General features: G+C 68.0%; 3 protein-coding genes. 1 reads left to right on the forward strand and 2 read right to left on the reverse strand.

Features of this window, described 5'->3' with window-relative positions; translation table 11 throughout:
- The first annotated feature begins 7 nt into the window (after positions 1–7).
- A complete protein-coding gene (locus K6V06_RS09015) occupies positions 8–2,740 on the forward strand; it encodes a DUF6351 family protein (RefSeq protein WP_222242338.1) in 2,733 nt (910 codons plus the stop codon).
- A gap of 99 nt (positions 2,741–2,839) precedes the next feature.
- On the opposite strand, the gene K6V06_RS09020 is transcribed toward K6V06_RS09015, so the two are convergent.
- Complete coding sequence (locus tag K6V06_RS09020; RefSeq protein ID WP_222242340.1) at positions 2,840–3,442, reverse strand: alpha-ketoglutarate-dependent dioxygenase AlkB; 603 nt, start codon at positions 3,440–3,442, stop codon at positions 2,840–2,842.
- A 195-nt stretch (positions 3,443–3,637) separates the two neighbouring features.
- A complete protein-coding gene (locus K6V06_RS09025) occupies positions 3,638–14,953 on the reverse strand; it encodes an autotransporter-associated beta strand repeat-containing protein (RefSeq protein ID WP_222242342.1) in 11,316 nt (3,771 codons plus the stop codon).
- Positions 14,954–15,747: the final 794 nt, after the last annotated feature.

A 15,747-nucleotide genomic window follows, 5' to 3' on the forward strand; every position in this document is an offset into this window, starting at 1 on the left:
GACAACCATGCCTTGGCAAAGCGCCCCGCAGGACGAGGGCAGTGCATCCACAGGACGGGCCCGCCGACGCGGACCCCTTGCCGCCGTGCCGTTCGCCGTCGTGCCCTTGACGGCGCTGGTGCTTTCCGTCGCCGGATGCGGAAGCGACGATGACAAGCCCGAGCCCGAAGTCCCGGCGAAACCGGCGGTCGCGGTGAAGAGCCTGTCATCCCCGGAAGGCCTGGTTAGCGGCGACGATACGCTGATCGAACTGGTCCAGGCTGACGGCAACCCTGTCTCGGACGCGCGGGTCAAGCTGAACGGCGTCGACGTGACCGGCAGCTTCAAGCAGGACGCCGCGAGAAAATCGATGCTCGGCCTGGTGTCCGGCCTCAAGCAGGGCGAGAACACCATCGAGGTCGTCGATGCTGCGGCCGACTCCCGGGTGCGCGGCAGCCTCACCCTGACCGCTTATCCTATCCAGGGCCCGATCCTCTACGCGCCGCAGGAAGGCAGCTTCCACTGCCAGACCGACACCTTCACGGTGTATCCAGGTGGGCCGACGCTGACCGACGGGCCCAATACCGATCCCGATTGTGCCGCGCCGACCCGGGTGGACTGGGTCTATCACGACGCGACGAAATCGGGCACGGCGGTGTGGCAGCCGTACGACCCGGCCAATCCACCGGCCAATGTCGAAACCACGACCCTGCTCGACGGCAGGACGGTGCCCTATATCGTTCGCCTGGAAACGGGCGTCATCAACCGCGGCATCTATCAGATCGCGGTACTCGGCGATCCGGTGAAGAATCCGAACCCGAGCGCGGTGAACCCGCCGGGCGACTTCAACGGGCGGCTGGTCTACCCGTTCGGCCAGAGCTGCGGCGGCGGCTGGTATGTGCAGGGCCGCTCGATGGGACCGGTGGGCGGCTCCGCCAATTCAGCCAATGGCACCGCGGGCGACTTCAATGCGCTGAACGACCTGCCGCTGAGCAAGGGCTTCGCGGTGGCGAACTCCACGCTGAACTACTTCGGCCAGAACTGCAATCACATCATCTCGGCGGAGACGATGATGATGGTCAAGGAGCGGTTCATCGAGGCGAACGGGCCGGTGCTCTACACGATGGGCTGGGGCTCCTCGGGATCGGCGATGCAACAGAGCATGATCGCCGACACCTATCCCGGTTTGCTCGACGGCATCGTGATGCTGGCCGGCTTCCCGGACAATGGCGGGCCGCAAAGCATGGAGGGCCGGCTGTTCTACAACTTCCAGCTCAATCACACGAAGGGCGGCACCACGCAGAACGGCACCTACGCCCCGGTGCCCAACGCGCCGTACGATCCCACCTACGACAATGCCACCGCCGCGGCCAGGGCGGCCAATCCGACGCTGCTGAACTGGACCAACTCCGAGATCGCCGCCGCCTCCGGCTATGGCACCTATCACAGCGTCCGCCAGCAAGCCAGCTTCTGGGCCGCGCGAACCGATTCGGTGCTGCGACCGGCGAACCAGGGCGATCGTGACAACGTGATGGGCGGCACCGGCAACAGCTCGGTGTTCAACGCCGTCATCGGCAACCAGGAGAAGTACAGCCCCGCCAACGCCGTTGCCAGCGCGCCGATGGGGGTGCTGCCCGCCCCGCCGGTCAGCCTGCTGCCGCCCAATCCGACCGGACTGCGGCCGAACGTGAACGATCACAACAAGAATATCCTTGGCGTCGATCCGGCGACCGGATTCGCGCGATCGTTCACCGGCAATGTCGGCGTTCAATACGGCCTGAACGCGCTGAACACCGGCTTGATCACCATGGCGCAGTTCATCGACATCAACCGCAAGATCGGCGGCCAGGACATCGATGGCAATCTGCGCACGGAACGGATGCGCGCGGACCCCGATGCGCTCAAGCGCGCCTATCAGACCGGCATGATCATGTACGGCGGCGCTGGCCTGCGCAATACCGCGATCCTGAACCTCGATGGACTGAACAACGAGCTGACGGGCGCCGGCGACATGCATCTGAAGTTCTTCCACTTCATCGTTCGCGCCCGCCTCGCGGCCGCCACCGGACAGTTCGACAATCACGTGATGTGGACCGGTACGGCGAACGTCCTCGGCTTCGTGCAGGATCCGAACGCGCACCACACGCTCCCCGTGCAGGCGCCGCGTCCGGCGCATACCGGCCGCTCCTTGCCGGCGATGCAGAAGGCGTTCTTCGGCATGGACCGGTGGTTGACGGCTGTCGTCAGCGACGGCAATACCGGATCGCGCGCGGACAAGGTGGTGCGGAACAAGCCGGCGGACATCGTCGATGGGTGTTTCGGTGCCACCACGGCGGGAGCGCCTGACGACTTCATCGCGGAGCCGCAACGCTTTGGCGGATTCAGCACCGTCTTCCGCCAGGGCAACGGCAGCAATTCGCCGGCGGGGATCGTCGAGGTGGCCGACACCCCGTCGCGCTGCAATTCGATGTTCCCGGCCTCGTCGTATCCCCGCTTCGAGGCAGGCGAGCCGATCCACGCGCGGACCATGCAGTGCCAGCTCAAGCCGGTGACGGCCAGCGACTACGCCGGTTACGCGCAACGCAATCCGTCGTGGACCGGGGCCCAGCAGGAGGCGGATCTGGCGGCCTTGCGCACGGCCTTCCCTGGCGGCGTCTGTGACTACAGCAAGCCCGGCGAGCAGGAGCAGCCGCTGGCGGGTACCTGGATCCGGATCACCCCGGACAACGGGATGGTGATCGGGCATCCGCTCGCGCCGTAACCCAGGCACGCGCGGCAGTGCCACCCGCACTGCCGCGCGATCGCCTCACTCGCTCGCTCGATGCGTTGTGGCACCCAGCCCGAACACCAGCTCGCTGGCTCACCGCGGCCGCGCGACCGGCTCCTCCCGCCGCTCGCGGAACGTGATCGAGTAGCGCAACTCCCGCGTCGGCTCGACACTGTGCTGCCACTCCCAGCGCGCCTCGCGTTCGATGCGGTAGATGGACCGGGGCTGCACGTCCAGCGCCACCATGTGCCGCCGCATCGAAGGATCGTAGGGATAAGGGCGGAAGCGCAATCGGGCAGCGCCGCCAAGCGACACGCCGACGATCCGTTCGAAGTCGGGTACATCGCGGTGCCAGCCCAGCGGGGTACCGGGTGCATATTCCGCGACCAGCGCGTGGGACAACCGCTCGGGCGAGATGCCCGCCCATTGCCCGACGCGATCGCGTAGCGGCAACAGCCGCGCATCCAGCGCCGGCGCCGGCAACAACGCGTTGCTGTCGAAGTCGTAGTTGCCGCCGAAGCTCATCACTCGGCGCCGTGCCAGATACGCCTTGTACCGCGCGGCATGCAACGGCAGCGACCGGATGATGCCGACCAGGGCGGCTTCTTCATCGGGAGTCAGGAATTCGGGCTGGTAGATCAACCCTGCGATCGAAGCTTCGATCATGCCCGTGCCGAACAGGCTGGACTGGTCCATCGTGCGCCTTTCGAAACCCACCGGGCAGGCCGTGCCCGGCAGGTTTCCATCAAACATGTGCCGGCAATCAGGGTACCACGCCAGCCCTGCCGTGTTCGAAAGGCGGCGCCCGGTACGGCGCCTTGCAGCAGACGGAGTCCGGCCCGCGGTCAGGGTCCGGCGTGGACCGGACCCGACCGCGGACCTGACGCCTCGTCAGAACAGGACCTTCAGCATGCCCTTCACTGTCTGCGAACGCGAGTCGCCGGCGAACTGCCCGCTGTAGCTGACGCCCAGCGTGGTGGCCTTGCCAACCTTCACGTCCAGCCCGGCCTCGATCACCGCCGCATCCTGCGCGATCGGCACGCCGGCTACACCGAAGCTGTCGCCGCCGCGCAAGCCGACAGTGGAGACCGGGGTGCGGTCGCCGAAGGCATGGCGCCAGCCCAGCGATCCGCGCAGCGTTCCCGCCAGGCTGCCCAGCTGGATGTCGGCGGTCGACCGCAGGCCCAGCGTGCTGAAGGTGACGTTGCTGGTATCGCCCTGCCCGTTCAGCGCACTCGCGCCGCCCCGCTCGTTGAACCCCTTGGTATCGAGATTCACGTGAGCGACGCTGACGAAGGGCTCGTAGGAAACCCGGCCGGCGTCAATGCGGTAGCCCAGGTCGCCGAACACCTGCGCCATGCCGGCGTGGTAATCGCCGCTGGCATGATCGCGGAAGTTGGCGAAAGCCACCGAGCGCGAGGTGCTGATGTCCTGCCAGGTATAGGCGGCACCGGCGCGCAGGCCCAGCGCTCCCCACTGACCGCCGCCGTAGATGCCGGCGTGGTAGTTGTCGGTGGAGCCCGACGAGCGGCGCGAGTCGACGTCGACGCTAGTGCGGCTGTAGCCCGCCAGCGCGCCAACACGCCAGTTCTCGGCCACCGGCGCGTCGGCACCCAGCAGGATGCCGCCCGTGGACGTGTCCATGGCGCCGGCATTGCCATTGCCGTTGGTGCTGCCCCAGGCGCCGAACACCCGTGCCCAGCCCGCGGGGCGCGTCGAGTCCGGACCGCAGTCAGAAGCCGTGCGTGGCGATGCGCCACCCTCGCGCTTGTCCTGGGCGGAACCTGCCGCGCAGAAGGTCTCGCGCAGCCGGTCGGTCGCCGCTTCCCGCACATAGCGGCTGTCCTCGATCGAGGCGGTGCGCAGGGAGGCATGGATTTCGCCGGAGAGCTGGTCGAGCGCGCTGCGTGCGGTTGCGTCGTCCGCCAGGTTCAACACCGCGTCCTTCAGGCCGCTGCCGGCCGGCAGGCTCTCCACACCGCGTCCGGTCGCCTGCTGGTTCGGCGTCTGCCCGGCGTCTTCGATCGCACGGGACTGCTGCACGACCAGATAGGCATTGTTGGCATCGTAGTCGCCGCGCAGTCCAAGGAAGGCGGTGACAGCGGTATCGCCGGCCAGCGTGAAGGTGCCATCCAGCCCGCCTGCCGCGGTCAGTACGGTGTAGCGGGTGTCGGCAACGTAAGGCGCATTGCTGGTCTTGGTCACGTTCAGCCGCGCGCCCTCGTCCAGCGTCGCGCGGCCCGTCACGGCGATGCGATCGGATGCCGCCGAGGTCGGGTCGACGTGGACCTGGTAGGTGCTGCCTGCCTGCTGCGCATAGTCGCCGCTGACGTTCAGCGTGCCGCTTGCGTTGCCAGCCGGGGCGATGTTGCCGCCGGCGGCGACGGTCGTCGACCCCACCGTGCCGTTGCCGGCCAGGGTAGCGCCGCTTCGCACCGAGACCGGGGATCCGGCGATGGAGCCGTTGACCGCCAGCGTGCCAGCTTCCACGGTAGTGGCGCCGGTGTAGTCGCTGACGCCGCCGAGCACCAGCGTGCCGGCATCGCTCTTCGTCATGCCGCCGCTGCCGCCGAGGGCGGCATTGATGGTGGCCACGTAGTTCGCGCCCTCGGCGGTGCCATCGCCGACGCGGATCGTCGGCGCATCGCCGGTCAGGACGATGCGGTCGCCTTGCAGCGTGTAGCCGCTGCTGGCGAACTGCATGCCGGCCGCGCGCACGTCGCCCTGGCTGGAGTCCACCGTGACCGTGCCGGGTGCCGCGCCGAATACCGCGAAGCTCTCCGGCAGGAAGGCCGCGTTGGTGGCCCCGTCCGCCTCCGTCCAGTTGGTGTCCCCGCCGGCGCGCCACGTGCCGTCACCGCCGCTGATGGTGCCGTCGTCGCGGCCGCCGTTGTCGCCATCCCAGAAGCTGAGGGCGTTGTCCGATGCATTGACGAGGTTGATCTGCTGCGCGATGGCGGTCTGCAATGCCGCCCTCGCGCCCGAAGGCATGCTGCCCAGGGCCAGCGTGCCGCCGACCAGGTCGCCGCCGTAGCTGATGACTCGGTAGACGCCGGGGCCGAAGCTGCCACCCGGCGTCTGCGCGACGTTGAGGGTGCCGCCCAGGCTCAGGTCGCCGGCGACCTCGATCAGGTCGTTGCGCAGGCCGCCTACGGTATTGGACTGCCCGAAGTCGACGTTCAGGTTCGCACCGGGGTCGAGGGCGAGATCGCCGTTGATGGTCAGCGTGCCAGCGTCGCCCGGCGCGGCGCCCGGGGTAAGGTTTGCTCCCGCCGTCACCGTGACGTCGCCGCCGATGACGCCGGTGCCGCCCAGCGTACCGCCCGTCACGGTGGTCGCGCCGGTTGCCAGCGACTGGTCGCCCTGGATCAGCAGCGTGCCGCCGGTCACCGTGGTGGCGCCGGTGTAGCGGTTCGCCGCGGTCAGCTCGGTGGTACCGGGGCCGTCCTGGCGGACGCCGCCGCTACCGCCGATCACGCCGGCGAAACTGACCGCATCGGCCCGGCGGAACGCCAGCGTGCCGTTGTTGGTCACGTCGCCGGAGATCATCCCCGTGGTGCCGCCGTCGCCCAGCTGCAGGGTGCCGGCGTCGATCGTGGTGCCGCCGCTGTAGCTGCTGTCCCGGGTCAGGATGATGGTGCCGCTGCCGGACTGGCGCACGGCGCCGGTGCCGGAGATGGTGCCATCGAAGGTCGCGGCGTCGCTGCGGTTGAACGCCAGCGTGCCGCTGTTGACCACGTCGCCGGCCAGGCTGCCGGTGGTGCCGCCGTCGCCAATCTGCAGGGTGCCCGCCGCGATCGTGGTGCCGCCGCTATGCGCAGCATCGCCAGTGAGCGCAAGCGTGCCGGCACCATCCTTGGTCAGCGATCCCGTGCCGGACACCGCGCCGCCGAGCGTAGCCGTGGTGCCCGCGTCGGTGATCACCGTGCCATCGGAAACCAGCGTGATCGCACGGCCGGTCGACAGGTCCGCGGTGGTCTGCAGCGTGCCGCCGTTCATGGTCAACCCGCCTGCCAGGTCGCCCAGGTTCGCGTCGGACGAGATGCGAACCGTGCCGCCGTCGATGCGCGTGCCGCCCGTGTAGGTGTTGTTGCCTTCGAGCACCAGCGTGCCCAGATCGGTCTTGACCAGCTGGCTGCTGCCGGACAGCTCCGAGGCGATCGTCGCGGTATAGCCGGCGCCGTCCAGGGTGCCGTCGCCGACGCGGATGGTGGCTTCGGTGCCCGACAGGGTGACCGGATCGCCTTCGATGCGATAGCCGTCCGTGGCGAACTGCATGCCGGCGGCGCGGACCACGCCGTTGTCGTTGTCCACCGTGACAGTACCCGGCGCGCCGGCGAAGACGGCGAAGCTGTCCTGCTGGAAGGGGGCGTTGGCGCTGCCGGTCTCCTCGGTCCAGTTGTCGTTGCCGGTGCTGCCTTGCCAGACGCCGTCGCCGCCGTCGATCTGGCCATCGTTCCTTGCCCCGGCAGCGCCGTCCCAATACCGCAGGGTCAGGCCGTTGGTGTTGACGAGGTTCACCTGCTGGGCGATCGACGTCTGCACATAGTAGTCGGGCGAATTGACCGTCACGGCTCCGGTGCTCAACGCGCCGTCATAGCTGATGACGCGATACACCCCCGGACCGAAGTTGCCACCCGGCGTTTGCGTGACGTCGATCGTGCCGGCAAGGGCAAGGTCCCCGCCGACTTCGATCAGGTCGTTATAGGCGCCGCCGACGACGCCGGCCTGGCCGAAGTTGTATGCCAGCGCGGCGCCCGGATCGAGAGCGAGGTCGCCGTTGATCGTCAGCGTTCCCGGGACGTTGGTCTGGCCGCCGGGCGCTACGGTGGCGCCGGCCGCCACGGCCACGTCCCCGCCGATGACGCCGGTGCCGCCGAGCGTGCCGGCGTTGACACTGGTGGCGCCGGTGGCCAGCGACTGGTCGCCCTGGATCAGCAGCGTGCCGTTGTTGACCGTGGTGGCGCCGCCGTAGCTGTTGCCTGCCGTCAGGATCGTGGTGCCGGTGCCATCCTGGCGAACCGCGCCCGTGCCGGAGATGCTGCCGTCGAAACTGACGGTATCGTTGCGGTTGAATGCCAGCGTGCCGTCGTTGGTCACGTCGCCGCCGATCATCCCCGACGCAGCGCCGTTGCCAAGCTGCAGCGTGCCGGCATCGATGGCGGTGCCGCCGGTATAGGTGTGGTTCGCGGTGAGGATCGTGGTGCCGGGGCCGGTCTGGCTGACTGCACCCGTGCCCGAGACGATGCCATCGAAGACATATGCATCGCTGCGCGCGAATGCCAGCGTGCCTCTGTTGGCCACGTCGCCCGCGAGGCTGCCGGTGGTGCCCCCTGTGCCGACTTGCAGCGTACCGGCCGCGATGGTGGTGCCGCCGGTATGGGCGGCATCGCCGCCGAGCGCCAGCGTGCCGGCGCCGTCCTTGGTCAGCGCCCCGGCGCCGGCGACAGCGCCCGCCAGTTCGGCCGTGGTGCCGCCGGCGGTCGCGATGGTGCCGTTACCGGCCAGCGTCACCGCACGGCCGCTGGACAGGTCCGCCGTGGTTTGCAGCGTGCCGCCGTTCAGCGTCAGGCCCCCCGCCGCGTCGCCCAGATTGGCGTCGGCGGCGATGCTGACCGTACCGCCGTCGATGCGCGTGCCGCCGGTGTACGTGTTGGTGCCTTCGAGCACCAGGGTGCCCAGATCGGTCTTGGCCAGCTCGCTGGTGCCCGAGAGGTCCGATGCAATGGTCGCGGTGTAGCCCGCACCGTCCGTGGTGCCGTCGCCGACGCGAACGATGGCTTGCGCGCCCGACAGGCCGACCGGGTCGCCCTGGATGCGGTAGCCGTCGGTGGCGAACTGCATGCCGGCGGCCTCGACTGCGCCGTTGCCGTCGTCCACGGTGACCGTGCCCGGCGCGCCGGCGAAGACGGCAAAGCTGGCGTTGCTGTAGGCGCCGTTGATGACGCCGTCCTCGCCGGTCCAGCGGTCGTCGCCGGCCGCCTGCCAGGTACCGTTGCCGCCGTTCACCGTGGCGTTGTTCTTCGGGCCGCCGTCGCCATCCCAGAAGTTCAGCGTCTGGCCAGCGCTATTGACCAGGTTGACCTGCTTGTCCACCGAAGTCTGCAGCGACACGCTGGTCAGCGGCGAGTTGACGGTCGCGCCCTGGTCGTTGAGCGTGCCGTCATAGCTGATGACGCGATACACACCGGGACCGAAGGTGCCGCCGGCGGTCTCGGTGACGTTGATGGTGCCGTCCAGCGTCAGGTCGCCGCCCACCTGGACCAGGTCGTTGAGCGGGCCGCCGACGACATTCGCCTGGCCGAAACTCACGTCCAGGTTCGAGTTGGCCGCCAGTTGCAGGTCGCCGTTGATGGTCAACGTGCCTGGGGCCGCGGCACTGGCGCCGGGACTCAGGGTCGCGCCACCGGCCACGGTCACGTTGCCGCCGATGGTGCCGGCGCCGCCGAGCATCGCGCCGCTTGCCACCGAGGTCGCACCCGTGGCGGCGCTCTGGTCGCCATTGACGAGCAGCCCGCCCGCCAGGACGTTGGTCGCGCCGCCATAGCTGTTGGTCCCGGTCAGCACCGTGGTGCCGGCGCCGACCTGGTTCACCGCGCCGGTGCCCGAAATCGTGTCGCCGAACGTGTAAGCGTCGGCCCGGTTGAACGCCAGCGTGCCGTTGTTGGTCACGTCCCCCGCCAGGGTGCCGCTGGTGCCGCCCGCACCAACCTGCACCGTGCCGGCGGAGATGGTGGTTCCGGCGGCATAGACATGATCGCCCGTCAGCGTGAGCTGGCCGGCGCTGGTCTTGCCCAGCCGTTCGAACTCGCTGACGCTGCCGCCATCAAGCGTCAGCGCAGCGGCATTGTCCACCGCCAGCAGATCGTTGCCGCTACCGCCGCGCACACCGGTGCCGGCAAGCACGGCGCCGTCGCGCAGGCGCAGCGTATCGTCGCCAGCGCCGAGGGTCAGCGCAGCCGCAGCGGTATCCAGCGTACCGGCGACATCCACGATATCGTTGCCCGCGCCGAGGTCGCCGTTGGCGCGCAAGAGGCCGGTCGCCGCGACGGCAATGGTGCTGTTGCCAGCATCGCCAGTGAGCGCCGCGGGCACGCCGCCGTATGCGCCGACAGTGCCGTTCACCGTCAGCGCGGAGTTTCCGGTCATGTCGATGGTCGCGCTCGCCAGTTCGCCATCGACCTGCAGCTCGCCCGCCGCGATCCGCGTGGCGCCAATGCTGCTGCCGGTGGAAGTGAGCACGGTCGTGCCGGTGCCGATCTGGGCGAGGGCGCCCGCGCCGGTCAGCATGCCGTCGATCGAGACCGTGTCGCTGCGATTCACGGCCAGCGTCGAGGCGGCCTTGTCGACCACGATGTTGCCAGTGCCGACGTTGCCGCTCGTGCCACCGTTGCCGACCACCAGCATGCCGTCGTTGATGACGGTGGGGCCGGTGTAGGTATTGTCGCCGGTGAGCATCCAGGTGCCCGCGCCGTTCTTTGCCAGCGTCGTCGCGCCGCCAGGGCCGTCGGCGATGGCACCACCCAGGGTATTGAGATCGGTGTTCGTGCCGCCCAGGCCGACGGTACGCGCACCCGTACCCGCCAGCGTCACCGGCGCGGTATTCTCGAACACCAGCGCACCGGTTCCGGACGACTCGATGAACGTCACGCCGGTTTGCAGCGTGAAGAGACGGTCGGTGGTATCGCCGGCGCCGGTGTAGCGCAGCGTGCCGTTCTGCCCGATCACCAGGTTGGCCGCGTCGCCCGAGGAGGCGCCGATGCTGCTCGCCTGCCCGCCGTCGGCCAGCTTGTCGACGCTCAGCACACCGCCCAGAATCGTGGTTGCGCCGGTATAGCTGTTGGCCTGGTTGGTAAGCACCCATGTGCCTGCGGCGGTCTTGTCCAGGGATGTCGAACCGCCGGTGCCGTCGGTGATCTGTGCCGCCAGCGTGTTGTTGGCCGTGTTCGACCCCGTCAGCGTCAGCTTATGGGCACCGCTGCCGGCGAAGGTGATGGGCGCGGCATTGGTGAAGTTCAGCGCACCGGTGCCGGAGGCGTCGAGCGTACCGCCAGCCAAACCTACGGTGAACTGCCGGTCGGTCGTGTCACCCGTGCCGACATAGCGCAGGGAGCCGCCATTCAGCACCAGGTTGCTCGCATCCGCGGTGGAGGCGCCGATCGAGCTGTTCTCGCCGCCATCGCCCAGGCACATCGCTTCGATCGACCCACCGTTGATGGCGGTACTGCCGGAATAGCTGCTGTTGCAACCGTGCAGGCGCTGGGCGAGGCCGCCATTCTTGATCAGGTCGCCGGTGCCGCTGATGGCACCGTAGTAGTAAGAGTTGCCGCCGGTGCGCAAGGTCAGGGTCGCATCGCCCATCGTGATGTCGCCACCCGCCGCTCCACCACCTCCCAGGTAGGCGAGCGCCGTGTCGAAGCCGTTCAGATCCAGCGTGGCGCCTGCCACGTTCGCCATCGACAGGGCGCCCGCCGTACCGGCCGGACCAAAGGCATTGGCGGTGCCAGCGCGCAGGGTACCGCCCTCGACCACGGTGCCCCCGGTGTAGGTGTTCTGGGCGTTCAGTACCATCGTGCCGGGGCCGGACTTGTACAGTGTCCCGGTACCGACGACGTTCCCGGAGAATCCCAGCGTCGTGCCGACGTTGTCGACCTGGATACGACCGAAGCCGGTTTCCAGAGCGAAGCCGCGATCGATGGTGATACTCCCGCCGCTGTAGCTCAGTGTGCCACGACGGAGCGCCAGGTTGGCCGGGTCGCTGGTCGATGCGCCGATGCCGCTAGCCTGGCCGCCATTGGCCAGACTGTCCACCGCCATCGTGCCATTGTCGATGATCGTGCGGCCGGTATACGTGTTGCCCGCACCGAGGATGGTCTGGGTCCATTGGCCCGTGCGTGTCACGCCGCCGGTCCCGGTGATCGCGCCGGTGAAGATGCCTGAGACGCCATTGGACGTGAGGGTCGCCGAACCGAGATCGACCGTGCCACCGCCGTTCAACGAGCCAACGGTATTGTTGAAGTCCGCCAGGTCCAGCGTCGCGCCCGTCTCGACGATCATGGTTCCGGTCGTGCTGCCGAATGCCGTTGTCGAGCCGGCCTGGAGCGTGCCTTGCTGTACCTGGGTGCCACCGGTGTAGGTATTGGCTCCCGAGAGCACCAGGGTGCCGGGGCCGGACTTGGCCAGGCGGCCGTCCCCGACCACCGTTCCGCTCATGGTCAGTGTGGCCGCGCCGTCGCTGACGCCGATGCCGCCACCCCCAGTTCCAAGCGTGAAGCCCCGGTCGGTGCTGTCGGTGGTGCCGGTGTAGGCCAGTGTCCCGCCATTGTTCAGCACCAGATTGGCCGAGTCGCTGCTGGAGGCACCGATCGAGCTGTTGGCGCCGCCATCGGCCAGCGTCTGTGCGGCAAGCGTGCCGCCATTGACGGTCGTGACGCCGGTATAGCTGCTGTTCGCGTTGGTCAGTGCCAGCGTGCCGGCGCCAGTTTTCGTCAGGCCTGCCCCGTCGGGACTGACCACTTCGCCCTCGAGGGTCAACGTACTGGCAGCCTGCGTGACATCGATCGTGCCGTGCTGGACCGCGCCCGAGCGTCCCAGCGTAAAGCCGCGATCGGAGGTGGCGGTGGCGCCGGTGTACTGGAGCGTGGCGCCCTGGATGACAAGGTTCGACGCATCGGACGTCGATGCGCCGATGCTGCTGGCGACGCCGCCGTCGCCAATATTGGCGACGGACAGCGTTCCCTCGCCGACAGTGGTGCTACCTGTGTAGTCGTTGCCAGCGTTGGCGAGCGTGACGAGGCCGCTACCGGCCTTGGTAAAGCCGATGCTGCCGCCGTTGTCAACGATCTGGGAACCAATGGTGAAGTTGCCGGTACTGTTCTGCTGGACGCCAAGCTCGCCGCCGCCGGTGGTGCCGGTGATGGAGCCGCCGGTGATGACCTGGTCGTTCGCGTCGACGGTCGGTGCAACGATGATGGTGCCGTCCACCCCTAGCGTCTGGCCGGCGGCAACCGTCACGGTCGTGGCAGTCGGTTCGGTGTAGCGCAGGCCAGCAAGTTGCACCGTACCACCGACCTCGCCGTGGAAGCCGTCAACGTCGGTGATGTACTGGCCGTTCTGCCAGGTCGCGGCATTGTCCTGGTCGGTATAGTCGTCCTCGGTGAACGCGACGATCGCGCCGCCTTCCACCTTCGCGTAGTCGGTACCGTTGACCGTGGCCCATCCGCCGAGCGCCGTATTGCTGGTGGTGATGTTGGTGGTGCCGGACTGCACGAAGTCGACCAGGCCGCCGTTGTGAGTGATCGCGCCAAGGTTGAGGTCGACGGTACCGCCTGCGCCTGCGGTCGCCCCCACCGTGTTGTTGCCGCCTGCAATGTTCAGACCGTCGAAGGTCTGGCTATTGGTCGCACCGGCGGCGCCATTGACGGTCAGAGCCCCTCCGCTCATGTTGAGCGTGGAAGCGCTGGAGATGATATCGCTGGCCGGTGCCCCGGCCGCGGAGAAGTCGAGGTTTAGCGTGCCGCCATTGACGTTGGTGTCCCCGCTGTAGGCGTTCGCACCCGTCAGCGTGAGCGTGCCAGCGCCCAGCTTGGTCAGGCCGCCCGTGCCGGTGATGCTGCCCGCGTAAGTCGTATCGATGCCGGAGCCCTGATTGACCGACAGGTTGCCACTGCCCAGCGCGACCGTGCCACCCGTGCCGGACAGCGCTCCGGCCGCCAGGTCAAAACCGTTCATGTCCAGCGTGCCGCCGTCGACGGTGACATCGGTGGTCGTGCCAAACGCCGACGCGCTGCCTGCACGCAGCGTGCCCCCGTTGACATCGATGGCACCGGTGCGGGTATTGGCACCGGTCAGCGTCCATTCACTGCCGGCCGCACCGTCCATGCCCAGCGTACCGGTGCCCGACACCACCCCCGACAGGGTATTGGCTCCGGCATAGCCGCCGCCCAGCGTCAGGCCATTGTTGGCGATCCCGTCCATCAGCGTGACGTCGCCACTCAGGGAGAGCGCCCCGGTTCCGTTGTTCAGAATGCTGGCGCCACCAGATTGACCGGCTGCCCCGATCGTCCAGGTGCGGTTGCTGCTCGCCGCCGCGCCCAGATAGTCGATCACGCTGTTGTTCACCACGGTGACGCCGCCGCCGGTGCCCAGCCCGAACGAACTGGCGACACCGGTGTCGGCCAGGCTCTGAATGCGCATCGTCACCGTTCCGACCGGCGTACTTGTCCCGGCATTGGCGTGGCCGACGAGCGTCGCGCCCGAATAGGTATTCGCTCCGCCCAGTGCGATATAGCGTTGCGCGCCTCGTCCGCTGAAGGTCATGGTACTGGCGCCGCTTCCCCCGATTTGACCCAGAAGCTCCAGGTCACCCGTCTGCGCGGAGATCACCATGCTCCGGCTCAGGTCAACGCCATTGTCGATATTGCCCGTCAGCGTCAAAGTGCCGGTGCCACTGTGAATGAACATCGCTCCGGAGGTGCCGCCGCTGTAGCGGAAAGCCCAGTCGCGGTTCGACGTATCGCCATCGCCCAGATAGTGCAGCCGGTCGGAATACTGATTGACTGCCCGGAAGGTAATCAGTCCGGCCGAGCCGAGCGAGCTCGCCTCTCCGGTATTGCCGACCGAGGTGAAATAGGCGTCGCCGTTGACATCGAACAACACGCCGCCGGTGAAGTCGCTTGCATCGTTGTTCAGATTGACCCCGGTCTGCGCTCTCAACTCACCCGCGCCGGTGAAGCGAGCGGATCCGGAGGCACCCTGGACCCGGACAGAGCCTCCCTCGAGAACGATGGTGCGATTCGCCGCCAAGGCCTGCGAGCTGTACAGCGTTGTATTGCCAGCCATCGATACCACGTTGCCCGACGCGCCCAACCCCGCGTCCGTCGTGACCGACAGCGTCCCCTCTGCGACACGAATGTCGCCCGAGAACGTGTTGGTACCGCCCAGCGACAGCGCGCCAGCTCCGCTCTTGGTGAAGCCACCGGTGCCGGCGAGAGTCGAATAGATGATGGTGGTCCCGGCGTTTCCCGTCGAAATCGTCGGCGTCGCGCCGCCGAGCGTGATGGTGCCGCCGGTGAGCGTGTAGCCACTGGCCAGGAAGTTGAGCCCCCCCGCGGCCAATGTGCCGTTTGCAGTGACGGTGCCCGCCGTGCCGCCAAAGACCGCCGTATCGTAGGCAGCGTTATCCCAGGCTCGGAACGGGCCTGCCACGCCATCGGCGCTCGCATTCCAGCGGACGGCGCTTGTGTCCCATATCCCTGTCCCACCTTGATTTGGGCTGCCCCCATTGACATCCCAGTACATGTCCGCAGCAACCGCAGGGGTCGCCGCCATGCCTAGCGGAAGCAGCAGCGATGCGACATGCGGCGCGCAGCTGACAACCTTGCCTTTCCACTTCGTCAGGCGCCCTCCCCGCAGCAGACGGGAGCCGCATAATGCGTCCCGCCACGGCGCGGTTGAGCGTGACATTTCAGATTTGATTTCGGCGTCGGTGTCGGCATTATTCCGCATGTGATTTCTCTCTCGATGATCCAGCCTGGCTCATGGCTTCGACGGCCGGACGGCAATGCCGCGCTCCAGCTCGTCGGAATATGAGTGCACCCCGTACTCCCACCGGGAGAGCGGGGGCCCCGTCGTCTGACCCGACCGCCAGCACTTGCCAATCCCCGGCAGCGTTCTGCCTTTGGATGGAAGCACCGTTGCTCCGGCACGAAACGCGTGCCGGGTTTTCCCCAGGGAAATGAAATCCCGATTCTGGTTTCCCTGGGCCGACCCATGCCGTAGGTCGGGTATGTCGGGTACCGCACAGAAATGCGGACTTAATGGTATTTATGGACGGCCTGGCTGGCTTCACCCCCAAGGGTGAAATGGCAGGGCTGGGCTGCCCGGCGTCGAAGCATCACAAGCCGCCGCGGCGGTCTTGATCTCTTCGCAGGGGGGCTCTCTCTGGTCGGCCGGGAGCGGGACCGCGCAACGGCGATGGGGCGACGGGCGCCCCGCTCTCC

Origin of the sequence: Cupriavidus sp. AU9028, assembly GCF_019795295.1 — a bacterium.
Classification (GTDB): domain Bacteria; phylum Pseudomonadota; class Gammaproteobacteria; order Burkholderiales; family Burkholderiaceae; genus Cupriavidus.